The 23,801-nt window shown below is 73.6% G+C and carries 19 protein-coding genes; 3 read left to right on the top strand and 16 right to left on the bottom strand.

The window, feature by feature from the left end:
* Positions 1-7: 7 nt before the first annotated feature.
* The 7 genes from ACQUFX_RS06440 to ACQUFX_RS06410 form a co-directional block, all read right to left on the bottom strand.
* Positions 8-1,111, bottom strand: a complete 1,104-nt coding sequence (locus ACQUFX_RS06440; RefSeq protein ID WP_428965105.1) for a Wzz/FepE/Etk N-terminal domain-containing protein — start codon at positions 1,109-1,111, stop codon at positions 8-10.
* Complete coding sequence (locus ACQUFX_RS06435; protein ID WP_428965104.1) at positions 1,108-2,628, bottom strand: O-antigen ligase family protein; 1,521 nt, start codon at positions 2,626-2,628, stop codon at positions 1,108-1,110. The genes ACQUFX_RS06440 and ACQUFX_RS06435 overlap by 4 nt, the downstream gene beginning before the upstream one ends.
* Positions 2,629-2,704: 76 nt before the next feature.
* Positions 2,705-3,985 (bottom strand): glycosyltransferase family 4 protein, encoded by a 1,281-nt coding sequence (locus tag ACQUFX_RS06430; protein ID WP_428965103.1) that lies wholly within the window; start codon positions 3,983-3,985, stop codon positions 2,705-2,707.
* Between the two features lie 249 nt (positions 3,986-4,234).
* On the bottom strand, positions 4,235-4,831 hold the full coding sequence (locus ACQUFX_RS06425; RefSeq protein ID WP_428965102.1) for a TlpA family protein disulfide reductase: 597 nt from the start codon (positions 4,829-4,831) through the stop codon (positions 4,235-4,237).
* Entirely contained in the window at positions 4,828-5,280 is a 453-nt protein-coding gene (locus ACQUFX_RS06420; protein WP_067369033.1) for a hypothetical protein, read from the bottom strand. The genes ACQUFX_RS06425 and ACQUFX_RS06420 overlap by 4 nt, the downstream gene beginning before the upstream one ends.
* A 97-nt stretch (positions 5,281-5,377) precedes the next feature.
* Positions 5,378-7,423 (bottom strand): M6 family metalloprotease domain-containing protein, encoded by a 2,046-nt coding sequence (locus tag ACQUFX_RS06415; RefSeq protein WP_428965101.1) that lies wholly within the window; start codon positions 7,421-7,423, stop codon positions 5,378-5,380.
* Positions 7,424-7,606: 183 nt separating this feature from the next.
* A complete protein-coding gene (locus ACQUFX_RS06410; RefSeq protein ID WP_428965100.1) occupies positions 7,607-8,551 on the bottom strand; it encodes a dihydrodipicolinate synthase family protein in 945 nt (314 codons plus the stop codon).
* A gap of 361 nt (positions 8,552-8,912) precedes the next feature.
* Here ACQUFX_RS06410 and ACQUFX_RS06405 point away from each other — a divergent pair, with 361 nt between their 5' ends.
* Both ACQUFX_RS06405 and ACQUFX_RS06400 read left to right on the top strand, forming a co-directional pair.
* Positions 8,913-10,133, top strand: a complete 1,221-nt coding sequence (locus ACQUFX_RS06405; protein ID WP_428965099.1) for a PucR family transcriptional regulator — start codon at positions 8,913-8,915, stop codon at positions 10,131-10,133.
* Positions 10,134-10,309: 176 nt separating this feature from the next.
* Positions 10,310-11,155 carry an SAM-dependent methyltransferase gene (locus ACQUFX_RS06400; RefSeq protein WP_428965098.1) on the top strand — a complete coding sequence of 282 codons (846 nt, stop codon included), beginning with the start codon at positions 10,310-10,312 and terminating at the stop codon, positions 11,153-11,155.
* Between the two features lie 175 nt (positions 11,156-11,330).
* Here the strand turns inward: ACQUFX_RS06400 and ACQUFX_RS06395 are convergent, their stop codons facing one another.
* Positions 11,331-12,905 (bottom strand): FG-GAP-like repeat-containing protein, encoded by a 1,575-nt coding sequence (locus tag ACQUFX_RS06395; protein WP_428965097.1) that lies wholly within the window; start codon positions 12,903-12,905, stop codon positions 11,331-11,333.
* Positions 12,906-13,175: 270 nt separating this feature from the next.
* On the opposite strand from ACQUFX_RS06395, the gene ACQUFX_RS06390 reads away from it, so the two are divergent.
* Positions 13,176-14,636, top strand: coding sequence for a cellulase family glycosylhydrolase (locus tag ACQUFX_RS06390; RefSeq protein WP_428965096.1), 1,461 nt, complete (start codon positions 13,176-13,178; stop codon positions 14,634-14,636).
* 71 nt (positions 14,637-14,707) lie between these two features.
* Here the strand turns inward: ACQUFX_RS06390 and ACQUFX_RS06385 are convergent, their stop codons facing one another.
* From ACQUFX_RS06385 to ACQUFX_RS06350, 8 genes are read right to left on the bottom strand one after another with little or no spacing between them, the layout of a single operon-like run.
* Positions 14,708-15,850 (bottom strand): glycosyltransferase family 4 protein, encoded by a 1,143-nt coding sequence (locus tag ACQUFX_RS06385; protein ID WP_428965095.1) that lies wholly within the window; start codon positions 15,848-15,850, stop codon positions 14,708-14,710.
* Between the two features lie 43 nt (positions 15,851-15,893).
* Complete coding sequence (locus ACQUFX_RS06380) at positions 15,894-17,030, bottom strand: endonuclease/exonuclease/phosphatase family protein (protein ID WP_428965094.1); 1,137 nt, start codon at positions 17,028-17,030, stop codon at positions 15,894-15,896.
* Entirely contained in the window at positions 17,027-17,986 is a 960-nt protein-coding gene (locus ACQUFX_RS06375; RefSeq protein ID WP_428965093.1) for a UbiA prenyltransferase family protein, read from the bottom strand. Before ACQUFX_RS06375 ends, ACQUFX_RS06380 begins: the two co-directional genes overlap by 4 nt.
* Complete coding sequence (locus ACQUFX_RS06370) at positions 17,986-19,029, bottom strand: NAD-dependent epimerase/dehydratase family protein (protein WP_428965092.1); 1,044 nt, start codon at positions 19,027-19,029, stop codon at positions 17,986-17,988. Before ACQUFX_RS06370 ends, ACQUFX_RS06375 begins: the two co-directional genes overlap by 1 nt.
* On the bottom strand, positions 19,023-20,444 hold the full coding sequence (locus ACQUFX_RS06365) for an aspartate aminotransferase family protein (protein ID WP_428965091.1): 1,422 nt from the start codon (positions 20,442-20,444) through the stop codon (positions 19,023-19,025). Before ACQUFX_RS06365 ends, ACQUFX_RS06370 begins: the two co-directional genes overlap by 7 nt.
* Positions 20,422-21,597, bottom strand: a complete 1,176-nt coding sequence (locus tag ACQUFX_RS06360; RefSeq protein WP_428965090.1) for a lysylphosphatidylglycerol synthase domain-containing protein — start codon at positions 21,595-21,597, stop codon at positions 20,422-20,424. Before ACQUFX_RS06360 ends, ACQUFX_RS06365 begins: the two co-directional genes overlap by 23 nt.
* A complete protein-coding gene (locus ACQUFX_RS06355) occupies positions 21,594-22,694 on the bottom strand; it encodes a glycosyltransferase family 2 protein (protein ID WP_428965089.1) in 1,101 nt (366 codons plus the stop codon). The genes ACQUFX_RS06360 and ACQUFX_RS06355 overlap by 4 nt, the downstream gene beginning before the upstream one ends.
* Positions 22,691-23,719: a glycosyltransferase family 2 protein gene (locus tag ACQUFX_RS06350; RefSeq protein ID WP_428965088.1), complete on the bottom strand. Its 1,029-nt coding sequence runs from the start codon at positions 23,717-23,719 to the stop codon at positions 22,691-22,693. The genes ACQUFX_RS06355 and ACQUFX_RS06350 overlap by 4 nt, the downstream gene beginning before the upstream one ends.
* Positions 23,720-23,801 lie beyond the last annotated feature (82 nt).

The raw sequence follows: 23,801 nt of genomic DNA, 5'->3' as shown, positions 1-23,801 counted from the left end.
CGTGGGCCTACCGGTGCCGGTTGTTCCGGTCGGTCAGCGCCGGCAGCACGACGGTGTCGTCGCTGCTGCCGCCCCGCGCCGGCCGGCTGGCGACCTGCGCCGGGACGGGGGTGGCCCGCCCGGTGGCCCCGCCGCGCCCGGCGGCCACGGCCCGGTTGCGGGAGAGCTGCTCCACCACGGCGACCAGCAGCACGGCCAGCAGCAGGCCCGCGCCGGCCACCGGCAGCACCAGGTTGACCAGGGCCCGGGTCCGGTCGACCGGCTCCACCGCGCCGACGCTGGTCACCTGGGCCGGGTCGGCGGCCTGGGACTGGGCCCGGGCCTGTTGCAGGCCCTGCCGGGCGTTGGCGAGGGCGCCGCTGGCGGTGTCCCGCTGGGCGAGCAGGGCCTGGTACTCGGGCAGCTTCGGGCCGAGCCCGTCGAGGCGCTTCTGCCCCTCGGCGATCGCCTCCTCGGCCTCGGCGGCGCCCCGCCCGTTGCCGACCGCCTGCATCTGCAGCCGCTGCTGCCGCATGGTGGCGATCTCCTGGAGGGTCGCCTGGTACAGCCTGTCCGGCTGGCGGACCTTGTTCGTCTTCTCCCACTCGTCGATCGCCTTGGTGGCGGTGGTCAGCTCGTCGGTGGCGGCCGTCACCTCGCTCTCGGCGATGCCGACCTGGCTGGCGAAGAGGAAGGCCAGGGCGCGCTGCCCGGTGGCGGTCAGCACCGGGGCGACCGTGGACCGGTCGGTCGCGGTGTACGTCACGGTGAGCTGGCTGCTGGCGCCGACCTGCGTGACCTTCAGCCCGGCGCGCAGGTCGGCGGCGCGTACCCCGGTGTCGGCGGAGACCTGGTCGACGACCTGCGGAGAGGTCACGGCGGCGGCGAAGGCCGCCGCGAACTGGGCCGCCGCCTGGGTGCCGGTGTACTGCTGCGCGGCGGCCCCGCCGACCAGCGCCGGGGCCGCCACGTACGAGGTCGCCGCGTACCGCGCGGGGCCGAGCAGGACGACGAGCGCCGCCGCTGCCGCCGCGACCAGCGGGACCCCCAGCAGGATCCAGAGTCGACGCCGCGCGACCCGCAGATAGTCGACGATCTCCACCCTTGCGCTCCCCACTGTCTGGTAGATCATCCGATGCTCCGCCCGACCGTCACCGGCCGGGTGGGTGCCCCACTGCGTGCCGCGCCCCTCGCGACCGCGCTGGCCGCGGCGGCGAAGGCCGCGAAGTACCACAACGTGACCACGTTCGAGATCACGTTCGAGGCCGCGCTGACCGCGATGAACGCGACCGCGCAGCCGAGGAAGCCGATCGCGATACCCCGTTGCAGGCTGCCCGGCGGGGCCCGGCGCAGCGCCGTCCGCCCGGTGTGCAGGCAGAGCAGCATCATCGCCAGGTACGCGCCCAGGCCCAGCAGCCCGGTCTCGACGTACGCGCGCAGGAAGTCGTTGTGCGGCTTCTTCGCCTCGTCGGCCTCGAACTTGGTCATGTTCGGGCCGACCCCGGTGACCGGGTTGCGGTTGGCCAGGCTGACGATCTCCGACCAGTAGCCGACCCGCCAGGCGAGGGTGTTGCCGGTGGGGCCGCCGCCGACGGCGGTGGCGTCGCCGAGTTGCCCGAAGCGCTGCGCCACCGACGGCAGCAGCGCGGCGCCGACGACCCCGACCAGGCAGAGCGCCACCAGCATCCGCTTGCTGCGGTGCAGCACCGCGACCACGACCAGCCCGATGGCCGCCCCGAGGATGGCGCTGCGGGTGTTGGTGAGCAGCAGGAACACCAGCGACAGGGCGAGCAGCGTGCCGAGGGCGACCCGCAGCCGCCGCTCCAGGAACCGGTACACGCCGAACCCGAAGATCACCATGAACATCAGGTACCGGCCGAAGGTGGTGGACTGGCTGAACGGGCCGCTGATCCGGGTGAAACCGCCCTTGACCTCGGCCGGCGGGCTGCCGAGCAGGGACATCAGCACGGTGTAGCCGAGCGCGAGGACCAGCGAGGCGTACACCGCGAGCAGGATCCGGCGGACCGCCGGCAGGTCCGGCATCAACTGCTCCAAAACCACGAACATCACCACGACGGTGCCGATCCGCAGCGCCTCCAGCAGGCTGGGCACGGGCTGGGCCGCGCCCAGGGCGGCGACCAGGCCGGTCGCGCCGACCAGCAGCATCGCCACGCCCAGCGGGGAGGTGCGCAGCCGCCCGTCGCGGCGGAGCTGGGCGGCGAGCCAGAGCCCGGCGGCGAGCAGGAAGAGCACGGCGAGCAGGGTCGACGGGTCCATGATCCGGCCGGCCCCGCCGCCGTCGGCCCGCCCGGCGGTGGGCCCGCTGAGCTTGAACAGGTCGACGCAGGAGCGCACCGCGAGCATCAGCATCACGTACGCCGCGAAGCGGGTGAGCGCGAGCACGCCGATGATCAGGCCGGCGGCCAGCGCCAGCGGCAGCACCATGCCGACCCGGTTGCCGCCGCTCATCGCCACCCCGGCGAGCACCGCCACCACCGCGCAGAGCAGCGCCGCGCCGCCGGTGAGCAGCCGTCCGGTCAGGTCACCGGCCGGCCGGCGGACGGCGGCCGGACCGCCGCCGGCCGGGTCGGGTGGGGCGCCACCGGACGTGCCGGGGTCACGCACCGCGCCGTGCCGCTGTCCGTCCATCGCCGCCGACCGCTCGCTCGTAGGTGTACACACAGGGGTGACCCGCCGGCCACCGCCGGGGGACCGGGAGAACGGCCTAATCTAACGGGTGCCGCCGGCGGGGCACATGGGCCGTTGCGCCGGGTGTGACCGACGGGTCGTCCGGAGCGCCGCGTCGCGGCCGGGTGGCCAGGTCGAGGTAGAGACGTTCCAGGTCACGGGCGGCGGTGTCCCAGCTGTACTCGACCAGGACCCGGTCGCGCAGCTCCCCGGCGCCGACCCGTTCGGCCTCGAGGTCGCTGGTCGCCGTGGCCAGCGCCCGCAGCAGGTCGTCGCCGTCGCCCTCGCGGAACAGCCGCCGGCCCGGCGCGTCCCGCTCCAGCACCTCGACGTGCGGTTCGATGTCGCTGGCCACCACCGGCAGCCCGTACGAGGCCGCCTCCAGCAGGGTCAGCGGCAGCCCCTCCAGCCGGGACGGCTGCACGAAGGCCGCCGCGTGCGAGTACAGCTCGGCGAGCAGGTCGCCGTAGGCGAACCCGGTGAACACGATGCGGGGGTCGGCGGCGGCCTCCTGGCGCAGCCGGGCGACGAACTCGTCGGTGAACGCCGAGCCGCCGACGATGGCCAGCCGCAGGTCGGTCGGGAGCCGCCGGAACGCGCGGACCAGCAGGTCGGCGGACTTCTCCGGGACCAGCCGGCCGACCAGGAGCAGGTACCCGCCGGGGGTCAGCCCGAACCGGTCGAGTTCCCGGGGCGGCAGGTGCTTGGGGGTGGCGACCCCGTTGGGGATGTAGTGGGCGGGCCGCCGGAACCGGGACTCGTAGTGCGCGGCGAGCCCCCGGGAGACGGTGACCAGGCCGTGCGGCACCGGCCCGCTGAGCCGGTACGCGGTGCCGAGCACCGCCCGCGCCGCCCGGCCCCACTTGTTGCGCTGGTTGTCCAGGCCGTGCACGGTGAGCACCACCGCCGACCGGCCGGCGTACCGGGGCAGCGGGGCCAGCAGGAACGGGCCGAGGCCGTGGTAGTGCACGACGTCGGGCCGCTCCGTCATGGCCGCCACGGTCGAGGTGGTCGAGTGCACGATGGCGTCGAGGTGCTTGCTGGCCACGGTCCGGGCCCGGCGCAGCCGGATGCCCCGGTACTCGGGGGTGGTGACGCCGCCGTAGCTGTCCCGGCAGTAGACGGTCACCTCGTGGCCGAAGGTGGCAAGCCGGCTGGCCATCTCCTCCACGTGCCGTTCGATCCCGCCGAAGGTGGCCGGCAGCCCCTTCTGGCCGATCATCGCCACCCGCAGCGGGCGCCATCCGGGTGGTCGGGCGGGCTCCGGGTCGGGACGGCCCCGGCCGGTCAGCTCGGCGGCGTGATCGCGAGATTGCACAGTTTTCCCCCCAGGAGCGCGGCCCCGCAGCCCGTGAGCAGGCGTTCCGCGCCCCGGACGCTAGATCATGATCGGTGTCCGGGACAGGGACCGGACAGCCAGCCGGCACCGGCCCGTTCGGCCGACTCCCCTTCCCTGCGGGCCACCCCATCCGGCCAGGTCGACGCGGTGCCGACCGCTCGGGCAACGACCGGTGTCGGCCGGGTTACCGGCAGCCGTCGACGACCGCGCCGCCGGCCCCGGACGACCCTACGGCGTCTCGGCCAGCACCAGTTCCCGGAGTCGCCGGTCGAGCTCGGCGACCTCGATCCCGCCCGGCCAGCCGCGCAGCAGCGCGCCGCCCTTGGCCACGATCACGACGGCCGGTGGCTCCCGGACCGCGTACGAGCGCCAGACCACCTGCTCCTCGTCGACCACCACCGGGTACTCCACCCGGTGGGCGCGCAGGTACTCCTGGAGGTCGTCGGGCTGGTCGACGGCGGCGACCCCGACGAAGACCACCCGGTCGCGGTACGTGCCGGCCAGCTCGCTCAGGGCGTCCTGCCGGTCGGCGCAAATGGTGCACCACGAGCTGAAGAAGGTGAGCACCACCGGGCGGTCGGCCCACACCTGCGCGGCGGTGAGCGGGGTGCCGTCGGTGAGCGTGCCGGTGAAGGCCGGCGCGGCCGGGGCCCCCTCGGGGGCCGGGCGCAGCGCCAGGTCGGTGGGGACCGGGCCGGGCAGTGCGGCGGCGCCGCCGGCGGGCGGCGGGGCCGGCTCGGCGGGGTCGCCGGTGCAGCCGGCCACCCCGGTCGTGCCGGCCAGCAGCAGTGCCAGCAGCAGCGGCAGCAGGCGACGCCGGGTCACGGGACCACCGCCACCAGGGCCGGCCCCTCGCTGCTGTCCGAGGTGAGGTCGTGCGCGGGCTTGCCGGCGACCTCCAGCCGGTACGCGGCGCGCTGCGGCACGCTGACCGGTACCGCGAACTCGCAGTAGGTGGGCACCCGCTCGACCCCCAGGTCCTCGTCGAAGACGGCCACCGCCGTACCGGCCGGCAGGGTGCCGGTGACCAGCGCCCGGTCCTCGCCGTCGAGGACCCGGAACGGTGCCTTGTGGTGGAAGTACTGGTATCCCCCGGTGCCGGCGCAGTCGGCGCCCACCGGGCGGAGGTTGATGTCGCGGACCAGGACCCGCACGGTCGTCGCGGAGACGTCCTCCGGCGCGGCGTCGTCGCCGGTGCAGCCGGCCACGCCGGCCGTGCCGGCCAGCAGCAGCGCCAGCAGCGCGCCGGCCCGGGTGGTGGTGCGTCGCCGCACGTCGTCCTCCTCCCGCCCGCGCCCGCGGGGCCCCGGCGACGGATCGTCGCACGCCGTCGTGGGGCCCCGCGGGAACGGGGTCGGTCTCAGTGGCCGGTCAGCTCTTCTCGACCCGGCACTGCTTGGTCATCGTCTTCGTCGGGTCGCTCTCCGAGGTGGCGGTGAGCTTGACGAAGCCGGTGGCCGCGGCGTCGGCGCTGGCGCCCACCGACACCTTGACCGTGGTGGACCCGCCGAACTTGGCGGTGGCCAGCTCGTTGGGCAGCCAGACCCGGTACCCCTTGCCGGCGACCTCGGCCGAGAGCCGGTAGACGTCGGACTTCAGGTAGGCGTTGACGTTCTCCGGGTGCCGCTCGCCGCCGGCCGACCAGGTGCCGGTGTTGGTGAGGTCGAAGGAGCAGGTCACGCCCCGGTTGGTCACCTTGCCGGTGCTGGTCACCGCGCCCTGGCCCAGCTTCACGCCGTGGGTGCTCGGCCCGCCGGTGCCGTCCAGCGACCGCACCGCGACGGTGTACGAGAGCACACCGGTGTTGTCGCGCTTGAGGTCGATGATGTAGAAGTGCAGCCGGTTGGCCTCGTCGACGTACTCGTACTGGCTGCCGGTGCTCGCCCCGGCGTGGAACAGGGCGTCGGAGAGCTGCCGGTAGTCACCGATGGTGATCTTCTGCGGGGTGCCGTCCGGCTTGTAGAAGTCGATCATGTCGATGTCCTGCGGGTTGGCGTCGACCACCCACTGGAACGGCGCGCTGTCGGCGTTCTTGGTCTTGCTCAGCAGCACCCCGGCGTCGGGCTGGAACGAGTCCGCGCCCATCCGGTCGACGACCTCGACGGTGTAGTTGTTGAAGTTGCCGCCGTCGCAGAACGGGTCGGTGCTGGCGCTGCACGCCGGCGACCGGTCCCGGTTCATCGCGATGTTGACGCCGGTCAGGCCGTTCGGTCCCGGGTCGACCGCGCGGGCGGTCACCTGGGCGACGACCAGCCCGGAGGAGGCCAGCGCCTCGCGGGAGAGCCGCAGGACGTTCTGCTCGTCCACCAGACCGATCTTGATTTTGTCACGCAGGGTGTGCAGCGAGCCCAGCGAGCCGCCGTTGGTCGGCGGGATCTGCCAACGGGTGTGCGGTCCCCCCGGCCCGTTGAACGACCCGCGCGACATCATGCTCCAGATGCCGGTGTACGCGCGGCGCGGCGGGTTGCCGTACGGGTTGTTGTAGTTGTCGCCGATGCTGAGCAGGTGGCTCAGCTCGTGGGCGTACACGCCCATGCCGGAGCTCTCGCCCTGGGTGGAGGAGCCGCCACCGGCGTTCGGCCACAGGGTCGACGCGGCCTTCCAGGAGGTCCACTCCACGTACCGGGTGCGCGCCCAGTTCGGCATGTTCGGGTCCGGCGGGCCCCACGCGTCCGGGATGTCCTCCTTGTTCTGGAACATCATCTCGCCGAACTCCTGCCAGGTCGACGACTCGTCCTGGCCGGCGCTGAGGATGAAGACCAGCTCGTACTGGCTGGCGACGTCCTCGCCCACCGCCGCCCGCCAGGCGCCCAGCCCGTCGGTACGGATGTTGCGGTTGCAGGTCTCCCCGCTCGGGCAGGCCCCCGGGTTGAAGCTGTTGTCGATGCCGTACTGGTAGGACTTGGCCGGCATCTGGTACGGCCCGAACCCGGTCAGGTCGACGCCGTACTTGCCGTTGGAGTCCTGCATCCAGTACTCGTGCAGGGTGTGCCCCCGGTTGAGGGTGTTCGGCGTGTTGAGGAAGTCCTCGTAGAACTTCGGCACGTTGGCGCGGGGGATGTTCGCCGCGACCGCCTGCGGGTTGCCGAAGACCGTCGACCGGGCCCGCTGGGTCACCGCGAACGGCTGGTCCGGGTAGTCCAACGTGACCAGAGCGATCCTGAAGTTGCGCTCCGACCCCTTCACGGTGGGGTCGGCCCAGTTCTTGCCGGGCACGTCACGGTAGTCGGCCCAGGTCATGGTGTCCGGGTTCTGCCAGTTCTGCGGGTCGAAGACCTGGAAGGGCCCGTTGCCGCCGGCCGGGTTGCCCGGTGCGGCGGAGGCTTGCGCCCCGGCGGTCACCACGAGCGTGCCCGCCAGGACCGCGGCGAGCGCTGCACGCCGCAGTCGGGATCGGTTGGGGGTACCAAGGTGCACGGAATCACCTCTCGTCGGGGAAACGCGGCGTCAGATGTCCCCGGCGCGGGGTGAACACCTGATGTTCGGGCCGCGCAGCGAATCTAGGAGTGTCGACGGGTGCGGGTCACCGTGCAGATGTCGGCACGTGGACGGACGGCTTCCGACACCTGAAGGACCGGTGACGAACCGAAACGCAGGAGATCAGGCCGGGAAACCCCCGGGAAACGCCGCCTCCGGCACGGTCTCCCCGACCGCCGGCACCGTCGCCGTCAGGGCCCGCAGCACGTCCTGGCGGACCCGCGCGGCGACCGGCCCGGACAGCGGCCCGCGCGGCGGCCGGCACCGCCCGCCGTACCGCCCGGCGTACTCCATCGCCAGCTTGACCGCCGGCACCGCCTCCGGCCGCGCCGACCAGCCGAAGACCGGGTGCAGGTCGGTGTAGAGCGGCAACGCCGCCGCCAGGTCCCGCTCGACGCCGAGCTGGAACAGCCGCACACTCTGCCGGGGCAGCGCGTTGGCCAGGCCGGCGATCCAGCCGGTGGCTCCGCACAGGACGAGTTCGAGCGAGACGTCGTCGGCGCCGGCCAGCACGTCGAGGTGCGGGCAGAGGTCCCGGATCCGGTGCACCCGGCGCACGTCCCCGGAGACCTCCCGGACCGCGACGATCCCGTCCACCTCGGCGACCGTGGCCAGCAGCTCCGGCGTCAGGTCCAGCCGGGCGGCGGCCGGGTCGTTGTGCACCACCACCGGCATCCCGACCGCCGCGACCTCCCGGAAGTGGGCCACCACGTCGGCCCCCCGGGCGACCGACCCGTCGGGCGGCAGGGCGAGCACCGCGTCCGCGCCCGCCCCGACGGCCCGTTCCGCCCACCGCCGGGCCTGCCGGCTGCCGTACCCGCCGACGCCCGGCACCACCGCGCAGCCCGGCGGCGCGGCCTGCACCGTCGCGGCGACCACGTCGAGCCACTCCCGGTCGGACAGGGTCTGGTACTCCCCCAGCGTCCCACCCGGTGACACTCCGTGACAGCCCTCCTCGGCGAGCCACCGGACCTGCTCCTGGAGCCGGTCGAGGTCGACCGTGAGGTCGTCGCGGAACGGTGTGGTGACCGCCACCAGCACCCCCCGCCAGGGCATCTGAGCTGCCACTGCGGCCTTCCTTCCTCAGCTGCGCCCGGGACGGGGCACGACCTGGGGACGCGCCGTCCACCCTGCACCGCGCCGTCGGGACGACCGTGGCCGGCGAGCAGGGGGGACGGGTCACGGGAGCCGGGATCGCCGGCAGCACGGACATGTCGTCACCGCGGGCGGGTTCCTCCGCACCCTCGTACCGGAACGATAGGAAGGCCGACCGGCGGGGTCATCGAACAAATGCCGGAACAGCCGCCGTACGATCCGTCCTTTTGTCGGCACTTCACCAGTGGACCTTGCGCCGAGGCGGGCCGGCACCGGAGGGTAGGGCCTGTGCCTGCCGACCCCTGTCAGCAGCACAATCAGGGGAGATCGATCCATGCAAGGTGAGTTACAACGTATCGTCGACGCCGTCGCCGCCCGGGTGGGTCGACCCGCTCTCATCGAGGACCGGCGGCAGCGGGTGGTCGTCTACAGCGACCACGACGGCCCGATGGACGAGGTCCGGCGGATGTCCATCCTGCGCCGGCAGACCACGCCGGAGGTGATCGCCTGGTTCCGCGCGATGGGCGTGCTCACCGCCCGTGACCCGATCCGCACCCCCGCCGACGCGGAGCTGGACCTGCTGCCCCGGGTCTGCGTCCCGATCTGGCACGAGGAACTGCTGCTCGGGTTCGTCTGGTTCATCGACGCCGACGGGTCGATGTCGGACGCCGACATCGCCGCCGCCACCGGCGCCTTCGCCGACCTGGCCCTGGCCCTGTACCGGGAGAACCTGCTCGGCGAGCTGGCCTCGCAGCGGGAGACCGAGGCGACCCGGACCCTGCTGGTGGAGAGCCGCGAGGCGCGCGAGCACGCCGCGCGGGCGCTGCTGGAGGAGGGCCGGGTCGTCGGCCCCGGCCCGGCCACCGCGCTGGTCGCGCAGCTCGTGCCGGCCGCCGGGCAGCAGCCCGACGAGGTCGCCCGGATCGCGCTGGAACAGGCGCTGGTCACCACCCGCCGGTGGCTGGGGGTCCGCGAGTCGCTGCACCTGGTCTGGCACGACCACGGGGTGCTGCTGATCTGCGGCACCCGGGTCGCCGGGCGGCCCACCCCGGAGACCGCCGCCCGGTACCTGCACGAGGCGCTGTCCAGCGCCACCCGGGGGCTGGCCTCGGTGGACCGTACGGTGACCGGGATCGGGCAGCCGCACTCGCACCTGTCCCACGCCGTCCGGTCGTACCAGGAGGCCGTCCAGGCGACCCGGATCGGGGTGCAGCTACCCGCCCTCGGCCCGGTGGTTGCCTGGGCCAACCTCGGCATCTACCGGGTGCTCTCCCAGCTCGACAGCCAGCACCTCGACATCGCCGGGGTGCATCCGGGCCTGGAACGGCTGCTCGGCGACGACAGCTACCAGGTGCTGCTGGAGACCCTGGAGGCGTACCTCGACCTGGCCGGCAACGCGCACGCCACCGCCGAGAAGCTCCGGCTGCACCGGACCACGCTGTACTACCGGCTGCAACGGGTGGAGCAGCTCGCCGAGACCGACCTCAAGGACGGCAACGAACGCCTCTGCCTGCACCTCGCCATCAAACTCGGCCGCCTCACCGGCCGGGTGTAAGGAAGGGCCCCCTGTTAACGCATACGGTAGAGGAAGGGGCCCCTGTTAACACCCCGGCGCGCGCAGCACGACCGTCCGTTGTGGCTGGCCGGGACCGACGCGTCGTCCGGTGCGGACACTAGGATGAGCGGGCTGGCCCGTCCCGGCCCGCGTCGTCGAGTGTGCGGAGGTCAGTGGTGACCGCGTCGTCCCCTGCGGAGAACGTCGCCGGCCGGTTGTCGGACCGGATCGACACGACGGTCGCCCATCCGGCCCGCCGGTACAACTACTGGCTGGGCGGTAAGGACAACTTCGCCGCCGACCGGGAGTCCGGCGAGCAGATCGCCGCGCTCTACCCCGCCATCCGCACCGTGGCCCGGGAGAACCGGGGCTTCCTCCAGCGCGCGGTGCGCTTCCTGGCCGGCGAGGCGGGCATCCGCCAGTTCCTCGACATCGGCACCGGGATCCCCAGCGCGAACAACACCCACGAGGTGGCCCAGGCGACGGCCCCCGAGTCGCGCGTGGTGTACGTGGACAACGACCCGATGGTGCTGGTGCACGCCCGGGCGCTGCTGGCCAGCTCGCCGAGCGGCGCCACCGCCTACCTCGACGCCGACCTGCGCCGCCCCGACGAGATCCTCGCCGACCCGGACCTGCGCCGGACGCTGGACCTGTCCCAGCCGGTGGCGCTGATGCTGGTCGCGGTGGCGCACTTCCTCGACGACGACGATCGCCCGTACGACCTGGTCACCCGGCTGCTGGACGCCCTGCCGTCCGGCAGTTACCTGGCGATGACCCACGTCACCATGGACTTCATCCCGCCGGAGGTGGCCGAGCGGATGCTCGCCGAGGTGGCCGCCGGGCGGTTCCGCGCCGACGGGTACCCGCGTTCGCACGCCGACGTGGCCCGGTTCTTCGCCGGGCTGGACCTGGTCGAGCCGGGCATCGTGCCGGTCAGCCGGTGGCGTCCGGAGGTGCCGGAGGCACAGCTCCCGCCCCTGGCCGAGACGTCCATCTACGGCGCGGTCGCCCGGCTGCCCTGACCTCGGCACCGACCGGCCACCGCCCACCGGCACCGTCCGCCGACACCGCGACCTCGACGCCCGACGGGCCAGCCGGCGGGGACCGCTGACCCGTCCGATGCGGCCGGTGGGGACCGGCTGACCCGTCCGGTGCGGCCGGACGGCCGCGTGGGGGCAGGGCGCCCGGCGGCGGGGGCTACCAGCCCCAGCCGAGCTGCGCCCGCGCGACGTTGGGGTACCCGCGGACGCTCTGGCCCGGGTACAGCCACATGTCACCGGTGGCGTCGTGCCGGGCGAGGATGTCCTGGTGACCGTCGCGGTCCCAGTCGACCGCGCCGAACGGGCTGAACCCGGCCCAGCCGTTGCCGATCTGCACCCGGCCGACCGTCGGCACCCCGCGCCGGCTGTCCCCCGGGTACAGCCACAGGGTCCCGGTGGCGTTGTCCCGGGCCACGACGTCCCGGTGACCGTCGCGGTCCCAGTCGGTCACGCCGAACGAGGTGAAGGAGTTCCAGCCCCAGCCGAGCAGGACGCGCGTCGTGCCCGGCACGCCCCGGGTGCCGGTACCGGGGTGCAGCCACAGCTCACCGGTGCTGTCCTGCCGGGCGACGACGTCGGGGTTGCCGTCGCGGTCCCAGTCGGCCACGCCGAGCGGGGTGTGCCCGGCCCAGCCCGTGCCGATCCGGACCGGTACCGCCTGGGAGTAGCCGCGCCGGCCGTCGCCGGGGTAGAGCCACAGGTCGCCGGTACCGTCGTTGCGGGTGAGGATGTCCGGGTAGCCGTCCCGGTCCCAGTCGGCCACCCCGACGGGGCTGTAGCCACGCCAGCCGTTGCCGATCTGCACCCGGGGGGCGTTCGGCACGGCGCGCCGGCTGTCCCCCAGGTACAGCCACAGGGTGCCGGTGACGTCCTCGCGGGCCACGATGTCCTGGTGGCCGTCCCGGTCCCAGTCGGTGGTCCCGAAGTGCGTGTACGGCAGCGCGGTGAGCTGGCCGAACAGCCAGGTCCGGTTCGTGCCGGCCCCGACCTCGCTGTAGGAGGCGGCGCCGGTGCAGCTCGCGCCCTTGAGCACCCCGGCCTGCACCAGGACACCGCCGGAGCGGACCAGCAGCGGGCTGCCGCTGTCGCCCTGGCACGGCCCCCGGTCCACCATGATCCGCTTGATCCCCAGGTTGTCCGGGGCCGGCGGGGTGATGTAGACGCCGACGAACTGCAACCGGCTGGGCAGCCCGCCGGAGCCGTCCCGGCCCCACCCGGTGGCGATGCCGTCGTCGTACGGGCTGAACGGGCCGCCCTGGACGCCGTCCCAGAGGTGGGCCTCGGCGGGGGTGGCGAGCCGGACCGGGGCGACGGTGGTCACCGGCGTGCTGAGTTCGAGCAGCGCGACGTCGTTGTGCCCGCCGACGTACTGCGGGTGGCTGATGATCCGGGTGACCCGGCGCGGCTCGCCGCCGGTACCGGAGACGTTGTTGCCGACCCGCACGAACACGTCGCCGACCGAGGTCGGGGCGGCGCAGTGCGCGGCGGTCAGCATCCAGCTCGGGTGGATGAGCGAGCCGGTGCACAGCCCGCCGATCGCGGTGTTGCGGACCTCGGCGACGAAGGTCAGGTCGCCGGCCACCACCGGGTTGCCGCCGACGATGGCCTGGGCCGGGGACGCGACGGAGGTGGGCAGGACACCGGCGAGCAGGACGGCCGCCAGGGCCACCGCCAGCCGGCGGGGTCGGGACGTCCGGGCACGGCGGGGGACGGACGGGTGGGCAGACGGCATGGGCGCCTCCATCTCGGGGGACGGCTGCCGCCCGGCCGGGCGTCGGCCGGCGTGGCTCCGCTGTGGACCAGGATGCGGTGCCGAAGGGCCTCCACATGATCACCGTAAGTTACCTGACACCCGCTACAGGCGCGGACGGGATGCGCCAGCAAATCATGGACACTTCGACACATCTACATGTTGCACGTCGGTTACCACGGCTCTAAGCTGCCGTGGGAGCGCTCCCGTACCGGCATACCCGCACACCACCACCGGAATGAGACGGTCCCGATGAGACAAAACCCCCGCCCGTCGCGACGGAGCCTGCTCGCGGCCGGCGCCGTCTGCGCACTGACCCTGGGCGCGTCGGCCCTGCTGCCCGCCGCGAACGCGATGGCCGCCACCGGCTGTGCCGTCACGTACACCACCAACAGCTGGTCCGGAGGCTTCACCGCCTCCGTCACCGTCAAGAACCTCGGCGATCCGATCAGCAACTGGACCCTGGGCTTCACCTTCCCCCACTCGGGGCAGCGGGTGGTCCAGGGCTGGTCGGCGACGTACGACCAGTCCGGCTCCGCCGTCACCGCGCGGAGCCTGAGCTACAACGGCTCCCTGGCCACCGGGGCGTCCACGAACATCGGCTTCAACGGGAGCTGGACCACCAGCAACCCGAACCCGACGTCGTTCACGCTGAACGGCACCGTCTGCACCGGCAGCACCACCCCCACCACCGCCCCGCCGACCACCCCACCCACGACGCCGCCGACCACGCCGCCCACCACCCCGCCGGTGACCACGCCGCCGCCGGGCGGGCAGACCCCGGTGGCGATCAACGGCAAGCTCCGGGTGTGCGGGAACAACCTCTGCAACCAGTACGGCAAGCCGATCCAGCTCCGGGGCATGAGCAGCCACGGCTTCCACTGGTTCCCGCAGTGCTACAAGGACCAGGCGCTCGACGCCATCGCCACCGACTGGAACTCGGACCTGTTCCGGATCTCCATGTACGTGCAGGAGGAGGGGTACGAGACCGACCCCGCCGGCTTCACCGCCCGGGTCAACGAACTGGTCGAGAAGACCACCGCCCGGGGCATGTACGCCCTGGTCGACTTCCACACGCTGACCCCGGGTGACCCGATGTACAACCTGGAGCGGGCGAAGACCTTCTTCGCGGCCGTCTCCGCCCGGCACGCCAACAAGGACAACGTGATCTACGAGATCACCAACGAGCCCAACGGGGTGAGCTGGTCGACGATCAAGAACTACGCCGAGCAGGTCATCCCGATCATCCGGGCCAACGACCCGGACGCGGTCGTCGTCGTCGGCACCCGCGCCTGGTCCTCGCTGGGCGTCTCCGAGGGCGGCAACTCCACCGAGGTCGTCAACAACCCGGTGAACGCCAGCAACGTCATGTACGCGTTCCACTTCTACGCCGCGTCCCACAAGGACAACTACCGGGCCGAGCTGGAGCGGGCCGCCGCCCGGCTGCCGATGTTCGTCACCGAGTTCGGCACCGTGGCGTACACCGGTGACGGGGCTGCCGACCTGGCCAGCAGCACCCAGTGGCTCGACCTGCTGGACCGGCTGAAGATCAGCTACGCCAACTGGACCTTCTCCGACAAGGCCGAGACCAGCGCCGCCCTGCGCCCCGGCACCTGCAACGGCACCCAGTTCACCGGGACGTCGGTGCTCACCGAGTCGGGCAACTTCATGCGCAACCGGATCCGCACGCCGGACAACTTCCCGACGAGCTGACCTGCGGCCCCCTGGACCGTCCCCCACGCGGGCGCCCCGTCACCACGGGGCGCCCGCCCCTGTTCTCGGGGTCAGCGGGAGGCGCGGTGGCCGCGGACGAGGTTGAAGAGGTCTTCGTGGGCGTCGACGCCACGGTCGGCGTGGAACAGCTTGCGGGCCTCGCGGGCCTTGGCGTCACGCCAGTCGGCGGGGGCGGCGGCCAGCTCGGTGATGGCGGTGTGCAGCGCCTGCGGGCTCCGCAGCGGCACCACCCGGCCGAACTGGGTGGCGAGCACCGGGTACCGGCCGCCGGGCAGGTCGGTGGTGACCGACGGGACACCGCACATCATCGCCTCGGCCTGGACGATGCCGAACGACTCGGCCACCGACGGCAGGGCGAAGACGTCGATCGAGGCGTAGAAGTCGTCGATCTCCTGCCCGCGCAGCTCCCCGAGGACCTGGATCCGGGCGTCCGCGCCGATCTCGGCCCGGATGGCGGCGAGGTCGTCCCCACCCATCACGGTCTTGTAGTTGCCGCCGATCAGCAGCCGGGCGTCCGGGTCGGTGATCTTCCGGAAGGCCCGGACCAGGTACGGGATGCCCTTGTCCTCGACGATCCGGCCGAGGAAGCCGACGTGCAGGCCGCCCGTGCGACGGTACCGGGGCTGCCCGCCCCGACGGTCCAGGCAGGGCGCCGGGATGAACCGGTGCTCCTTGCGGCGCATCAGCGGCCAGAACTTCGACGCGTGGGCCTGGTCGTCGCTGTAGGCGACCACGGCGGCGGAGCGCCGCAGCGCCGCCCACGAGGTGACGTCGGAGGCGGCCACGGCGACCCGGTTGAGCAGGCCGGGCGGCAGGTACAGGTCGATGTGCAGCATGCTCACGATCGGCGTGGACCGGACGAGTTGGGCGACCACGGCGCCCTCGGCCATCGGCAGGTTGAGGTACAGCACGTCGGAGCGGCGGGCGAGCTGGGCGACCAGCAGCGGGTACGCCGGGCTGATCTGCGCGCGGGTGATCTGGCCGAGCACCGGGGCCCGGTACACGTCCACCCCGTTGATGGTCTCCCGGCGCGGGGTGGAGCGGTCGTGCTGGCTGGTCACCACGGCCACCCGCCAGCCCCGGGCGGCCAGCCCCTCGGCGACGGTCTGGGCGGTGTGGGTCACCCCGCTCATGTACGGGGTGTAGTAGGTCAGGGCGACGGTCAGGTCGTACCGGGACTCTGCGGGCTTCATCGGGTGGGGCGTCCTCTCTCGACGGCGGCGGGATGACGGTCGGTTACAGGGACACGACGGCGAGCTGTCCGGTGTGGTCGGACAGTCCGTCCGGCGGCACCATCCGGTACCGGTGGACGGTCACGTCGGCGGTGGTGAACAGCCAGTCGAGGCGCCACAGCGGCAGGCCGTAGCGGGCCCACGAGACCGGGTAGACCGAGTCCAGGACGGGGCTGGCGTCGACCAGCCGCTCCGGCAGGGTCCGCAGCAGGCGCATCGCCGGTGAGGTGTTGAGGTCCCCGGCGAGCAGGACCGGGTGCGGGTTGCCCTCCACGTCGGTGGCGAGGGCCCGGTAGTCGGCCTGCCGCTGGTCGTGGCGGGCCACCGTGTCGTCGGCGGTGTCCGGGCGGCGGGCCGGCAGCCCGACCATCGGTACGTGCAGGTGGGAGTTGTAGACCGAGAGCACCCGCCCGCCGACCAGCAGGTCGGTGCGCAGCGTCTTGACCGTGTGGTACGCGGGCAGCCGGGAGTCGGCCGGCGGCAGGTCCGGCCACGGCCGCGCCAGGTGCGGGCGCAGGTCCACGGGCTGCTCCCGGACGACCGGGTACCGGGAGACGGTGACCAGCTCGCCGGAGGCGGCGACGTGGAAGCCGGGGAACTCCCGGCGCAGCCGGTCCAGGCCGTCCACCGGCAGCGGGTCCAGCTCCGGCGTGAGGTACAGGTACTCCTGGAGCAGGTAGACGTCGGCGGCCTGGGCGTGCAGGTACCGGTAGAACCGGTCCGGGTCGCGGGTGCGCTCCCCGTTCGGCCCGATCGCCAGCAGCTCGTCCCAGTACCAGGTGTTCCAGGAGAAGACGGTGACCGCGTCCGGCGGGGCCGGGGGCGGCCGGTGCCAGAGGGCGGCGGCGTTGACGCCGTTGCCGGGCCAGCCCACCGCCAGCGCCGCCACCGCCAGCGCCGCGCCCACCGGCCGCGCCCGCCGGACCACGGCCACCGTGACGAGCAGCAGCACGGGTACGGCGAGCAGGGCCAGCGGGGGCAGCAGGTCCGGCAGGTTCCACCACCACGCCCGGCCGGAGAGGAGCCGGTGCGCCACCACGAAGAGCAGCCACGCCCCGGCGGCGGCGAGCAGGAGCCGGGCGCCCCACCGCCGGCGCCGGCGGAGCGGCGGTGCGGGGGCCGGGTCGGTGACGGCGGTCATCCCGCGCCCCGGGCGGCGACCAGCAGCACCCCGGAGAGGGTGGCCCAGAGGGCCGCGTTGGCGACCATGACCGGATCACGGACCACGATCCGGACCGGGTTCTCGCCCGCGTCGTGGACCAGGACGAGTTGCAGGTACCGGAAGAGGCCGAAGATGGCCAGCGGGGTGAGCAGCACCGCCGCCACGGACGCGTACCCGGCCAGCGGCGCCTCGTCGCGCAGGTAGAGCAGGTAGCTGCCGGCGGTGAGCGCGGCGGAGAGCTGCATGAGCTGGTCGGTGAGCGGCACGGTGTACCCGCGCAGCGCGGGCCGGTGCACGCCGCCGCTGGTGCGCAGCTCCTGACGGCGTTTGCCGAGGGTGAGCAGCAGGCAGAGGGTGAACACGGCGGTGAGCAGCCAGCCGGAGACGGTGGTGTCGGTGGCCAGGTACCCCTGAATGAGCCGCAGCGCGAACCCGCTGGCGATGAGGAAGACATCGAGCAGGGGTACGTGCTTGAGCCCCAGGCAGTACCCGAGGTTGAGCACCAGGTACGCGGCGACCGGCCAGGCGGTGGCCGGGGTGAAGTGGGTGAGCACCCCGCCCAGCGACGCCGCGACCACGGCCGCGAAGAGCACGGCGACCCGGGGCGAGATGCGGCCGGAGGCCAGCGGCCGGTGCCGCCGGGCCGGGTTGGCGGCGTCGCGCCGCCGGTCGATCAGGTCGTTGACCACGTAGACGAGCACGGAGGTGAGGATGAACGCGGTGACCGCCCAGACCAGGTTGGTCAGCGCGCCGCGCTGCCAGGACTGCGGGTCGAGCAGGGGCACCGAGACGACCAGGACGTTCTTGGGCCACTGGCCGGGTCGGGCCAGCCGCACCAGCGCGCCGGCCAGGGTGCCGGCCGGGCGGATCGGGACGGCGTCGGTGGTCTGCGGGCCGCCGGCCGGCACCGCCAGCTCGGCCTGGACCGGGGGCATCAGAAGAACGCCTTCGCCACGCGCAGCGCCCCCTGGGACCAGGGTTCGCGGCTGGTGCGGCCGGTCGCCGGCCGGTCCCCGCCACGTCCGCGCTGCTCCCGCCACCAGCGGAAGGTCCGCAGCAGGGCGTCCTGGTTGGAGTACGCCGGCGTGAAGCCGAGCTGCTTGTGGACCTTGTCGGTGCTGACGTACGAGTCGGCGAGGAGCTTGTGCAGCAGCCGGTCGTACACCGGGGAGAGCCGGGCCCGGCGCAGCGCCTGAAGGGCGAGCAGGGCGGGCCGGGCGGGGATCGAGACCACCCGCCGGCGGTGGCCGGCGGCGTCGAGGACGGCCTGGAAGTCCTCGCGCAGCGTGCCGAAGTCGGCGGCGGCGACGTTGTACGTGTCGTTGGCGAGCGTCGCGTCGGCGGTGAGCACGACCCGGACGCACTCGGTGAGGTCCTCCACCGCGCACATCTGGATCCGCACGTCGCCCCGGCCGAGGATGGGGAAGTTGCGGCCCTCCTCGGCCCACTCGAAGAGCATGGCGAACAGGCCCATCCGCCCGGGGCCGAGGAAGGTCTTGGGGCGCAGCATCGGGACGCAGAGCCCGGCGTCGCGGAACTCCTCGGCGACCTCCTCGGCGGCGGCCTTGGCCCGCCCGTAGGTGTCCACCGGCTCGCGGGGGTGCTCCTCCGGGGTGGGGACCAGGGTGGGCAGGCCGTACACGGCGGTGGTGGAGACGTGCACCACCCGGGGCACGCCGGCGTCCCGGGCGGCGGTCAGCACGGTGCGGGTGCCGTCCACGATCACCGAGTGGATCTCCTGCGGGGCGTAGCTGGGCAGCGCGGCGGCGCAGTGCACCACCGCGCCGGCCCCGGCGAACGCCGCGGTCATCGCGGCCCGGTCGCGGACGTCGGCGACGCTGGCGGTGACCCCGGGATCGGCGCAGGGACGCAGGTCGACGCCGTGCACCGGCAGCCCCTCGTCGCGCAGCCGGCGCAGCACGAAGCCGCCGAGCATGCCGCTCGCCCCGGTGACCACGGTCCGGCCCTCGGCTACCATGCCGCACCCACCTTCTCCCGGACGAAGCCGGTGAGCAGCTTGCGCAGCCCCAGCGCCAGGGTGGCGTCCAGCGCCTGGAGGAAGTACTCCAGGTCGGCCGGTTCGATCATGAGCGTGGGGGCCACCATCAGCGGGTTCTCCACGTTCGGGCTGTAGTACGTCATGATCTTGTGTTCGCGGTAGAGGTGCGAGATCACCGACAGGGTGATCAGCTTGGTGCCGAACCGGGGGTCCTTGGTGAACCCGGGCACCAGCTTCCCGGCCAGGTCCAGCAGCTTCGGGCCGCCGGCGAGGAAGACGCCGTGCAGCGAGCCCACCCCGGCGACCCGGTCGACGGCGTCCGGGTAGGCCTTGCGGAGCCGCTCCAGGCCGGGGCCGAGGATCGCCTCGACCTGCCGGGCCCGGCCCGGGAAGTCCTCCTCCACCACGACGTTGACCGCCTCGATCGCGGTGGCGGTCTCCTCGCCGAAGCCGTAGTACGTGGTGCTGTGCAGGATGACGTCGGAGAGCCGGTCGTACGCCTTGCGGAACAGCTTCTCCCGCGCGGTGTACCCGGAGATCGAGGCCTTGCCCCCGCCGAGGGACTTGGAGTAGACCAGGATGTCCGGCAGCAGGCCCTCGTACCGGGTGAAGTAGAAGAGGCTGCCGGTCTTGCCCCAGCCGGTGTACACCTCGTCGAAGATCAGCACGATGTCCTCGTCGGAGCAGAGCCGCCGCAACTCCCGCAGCGCCTCCTCCGACCAGGAGCGCATGCTGGAGGCGCTGTACGGCTCGACCATCAGCGCGTACACGTCGGACGTGCCGTCCGGGCCCCGGCTGGCGTCGACCGCCGCGCGCACCGCCGCCACGTCCCCGTACGGGTGGATCACGGCGTTCGGCAGCCCGGGGAAGCGGAAGTGGTTCTCCGCCGAGCCGGTGAGGCTGCCCGCGCCGAGGGTCTTGCCGTGGAAGCTGATGTCGGCGCGCAGGATCGTCTGCCGCTTGCCGCCGTGGTACTTGTACGCCATCTTGATGGCGCCCTCGTTCGCCTCCGCCCCCGAGTTCGGGAAGTACGAGATGTTCAGGTCGCCGGGGAGCAGTTCGGCGATGTTGTGGCTCAGCGCCGCCAGGTACGGCGAGAAGAACGCCTTGTGCACCTCCATCCGGCGCTCGGCCGCGAAGCGGGCCCGGGCGGCGAGGATCCGGGGGTGGTTGTGGCCGTGGTTGAGCACCCCGACCCCGCCGGAGAGGTCCAGCACCTTGCTGCCGTCCCGCATGTGGACCCAGGCCCCCTCGGCCCGCTCCACCAGTTCCCGGCCGAACCCGAAGGTGGTCATCAGCGACACCTGGGACTTGCTGACGTACCGGCGGTAGAGGTCGTGGACCTCGCGCACCGACAGCTGCTCGCACTCGTCAAGACCGATCAACCTGGGCATGCCCGTTCATCTCCCTCGTCTGCGCCGCATCCGCTGCGGACGACCTCCGGTGGACGACCTCCACCGCTGCCAGCGCCGCCCCGCCGAGCACCACCTCACCCACGGTGGTGACCAGTCGGCTCGCCACGGCCACCGCCACCGCCGAGGGCACCGGCAGCACCAGCGCCAACGCCCCCGACAGCACCGTCTCCCGAACCCCCAGACCGTCGGGCACCACGACGGCCAGCACGCCGAGCACGCCCGCCAGCGCGAACGCCCCCACGCACAGCGGCAGCGACGCGCCCACGGGCGCCCCCATCGCCACCGCCAACAACCACAGGTGCAGACCGCTGACCAGCCAGGACAGCGTCTGCCAGCCGACCGCCACCCGGACCGCGCGGCCGGAGAGCGACCGGGCGGGCACGGGCCGGCGCAGCAGCCGCACCACCAGTTCCACGAGCCGGCCGAGCAGGTGCGGCCAGCCGACCAGGGCGAGCACCGGCAGGGCGGCCAGCAGCAGCCAGGCCGCCTGGCCGCCGAGCACCTGGACGCCGGTGAGCAGGCCGACGGCCAGCCCGGTCAGGTGGACCAGGAGCGAGCTGAGCGTCCCCGCCAGCAGCACCCGGGGCAGGGTGATGCCGTTGGCCGTGGCCACCTTCACCGCCGCGACGATGCCCGGCACCTTGCCCGGCACGTACTTGGCGAGGTAGCCGACGAAGAAGACCCGGGCCACCCGGGTCAGCGCCAGCGGCGGGCCGAGTTCCAGCAGGATCACCCGCCAGGAGAACATCCCCAGCAGCGGGCCGACCGTCGCCACGGCCACCGCGCCGAGCAGGAACAGGGCGATCTCGGTACCGTCGCGCCGGGCGAGCAGCACGGCCACCACCGACCAGTCCTGGTCGGCCAGGGCCCGGCCCACGGCGACCACCACGGCCAGCCCGAACACCACCACCACCGCCCGCCACAGCCGCCGGCGCCAGCGCACCACCGGCCGCGGCGGGGGCCCGGGGTCGACCCCGGTGCCGGGGCCCGGCGCGGCGGCGACCTCGGTGGGCGGGGCCGGCTCGTCGCCGGTCCCGGCGGGCGGTGCCGGCGTGCGGGTGGCGCCGGCCAGGGGCGGGGCCCCGGCCGGGGCGGGCGGCGGGTGCGACCCCAGCGGGGCGTCGAGGCTCACCGTGGTACCCCCGCCCGCGCCGGCCGGGGTCCGGCCCGGCCGCCCCGCAGCAGCGCGTACCCGGCGCGCGGCAGTCCCGCCGCCAGGCCGGCGACCAGCGCGCCGTGGGCCAGCAGGTGCACCCCGGCGGCGACCAGGGCGAACCCCGGCCCCCGCAGCCGGTACGTGAACCGCAGGAAGTCGTGGTTGGCGGCGAGCACGACGGCGGCGGCGACCGGCCCGGCGAGCGCGAGCCACGGCGCGAGCAGGACGAAGGGCAGGCTCGCCAGGGCCAGGCCACCGGCGGCCAGCGAGACCTGGGCGGGGGGGTCCAGGTGCCGGTACCGGTCCGCCGACATCATCCCGGCCCGCGCCCCGGTGGCCGCCCCGCTGCGCTGCCGCCGCCAGGTACGCACCATCAACGGCGGCTTGGTACGGGCCCGGACGTACTGCTCGCGCAGCAGCGGGCCGAGCCGGTCGACGTCGTCGTGGCGGGTGGTCACCCGGTCGGTGGCGACCAGCCGGTACCGGGCCGGCAGCCGGGTGCCGAACTCGTCGTCCTCGCCGTCGCGCAGCCGCTCGTCGAAGCCGCCGGTCTCCTCGAAGACCGTCCGGGGCACCAGCGTGGCGGCGAAGAGCGCGCCGGTGTCCCGGCCGACGGTCCGGCGGCGCCAGTGGTGTTCGAAGGCCACCCGGTACGCCTCCACCGGACCGTCGTCGAACAACGGGAACGGCTCATAGATCCCCTGCACCATCCCCACATCCACCCCACCCCGCAGAATCCGCACCGCGTTCTCGATCGCATCCGACGCCAACGCCGTATCCGAATCCACGAAGAACACCAACGGCGCCGAACACGACGCCACCCCCACGTTCCGCGCCGCCGCCGGCCCCCGATTCACCCCCTGCACCACCACCCGACACGGAAACTCCCGCGCCACCCCCACCGACCCGTCCGTCGACGCGTCATCCACCACCACCACCTCAACCGGCCGCCACGACTGCCCGAACACCGACTCCAGACACGCCCGCAACGTCTTCACCTTGTTGAAGTTCGGCACCACCACCGCCACCGCGTCCTCAGGTCGCGGACCGGTCGCCGCGCCGGGGGCGGTCACCGGGCCGTCCCCCGGGCCAGGGCGTACGCCACCCGCAGCGCGCCGACCCCGGTGCCGAGCACGGCCAGGGCGTAGAGCAGCGTGTGCATCCCGGTGGCGTACGCGGCGAAGCCGACGCCCCGGATCCGGTGGGTGAAGCGGAGGAAATCGCGGCTGGTCACGGCGGGCGCCGTGGCCAGCACGGCGCAGACCGGCAGCAGCCAGGGCGCCCAGGGCAGCAGCGGCAGGCCCGCCAGGGCGAGCCCGCAGAGCGCCAGCCCGGTGGGCGAGAACGCGTTGACCCGCATCCCGGTGCCGGCGGTGCGCCGCCGCCCGGTCCGCAGCATGACCATCGGGGTGTCGGTGGCGAAGCCGAACTGCTCACGGACGAAGGGCAGGAACCGGTCCACGTCGTCGTGGCGGGTGGTCACCCGGTCGGTGACCACCAGCCGGTACCGGTCCGGGAAGCGGGTGCCGAACTCGGTGTCCTCGCCGGTGCGCAGCCGCTCGTCGAAGCCCCCCGCCTCCTCGAACACGCTGCGCCGGATGAGGCTGGCGGCGAAGAGGGTCGCCGAGCGGGGCCGGCCCACGCTGCGTCGGCGCCAGTAGTGCTCGAAGGCCACCCGGTACGCCTCCACCGGACCGTCGTCGAACAACGGGAACGGCTCATAGATCCCCTGCACCATCCCCACATCCACCCCACCCCGCAGAATCCGCACCGCGTTCTCGATCGCATCCGACGCCAACGCCGTATCCGAATCCACGAAGAACACCAACGGCGCCGAACACGACGCCACCCCCACGTTCCGCGCCGCCGCCGGCCCCCGATTCACCCCCTGCACCACCACCCGACACGGAAACTCCCGCGCCACCCCCACCGACCCGTCCGTCGACGCGTCATCCACCACCACCACCTCAACCGGCCGCCACGACTGCCCGAACACCGACTCCAGACACGCCCGCAACGTCTTCACCTTGTTGAAGTTCGGCACCACCACCGCCACCGCGTCCCGCGACCCGTCCCCCGGTGCTCCGGTCGCCGCCATCAGCAGGGCCCTGCGGCGGGCGTCCGGTGCGGCCCGCGCCGGGCACCGGCCCGGCCGGCGCGCCCCGACGCGACCACGGCAG

Source organism: Micromonospora fluostatini (genome assembly GCF_050410825.1).
Lineage (GTDB): Bacteria > Actinomycetota > Actinomycetes > Mycobacteriales > Micromonosporaceae > Micromonospora > Micromonospora rosaria.
Note: the sequence above shows the minus strand (reverse complement) of the source record. Positions and strands in the feature narration are given on the sequence as shown.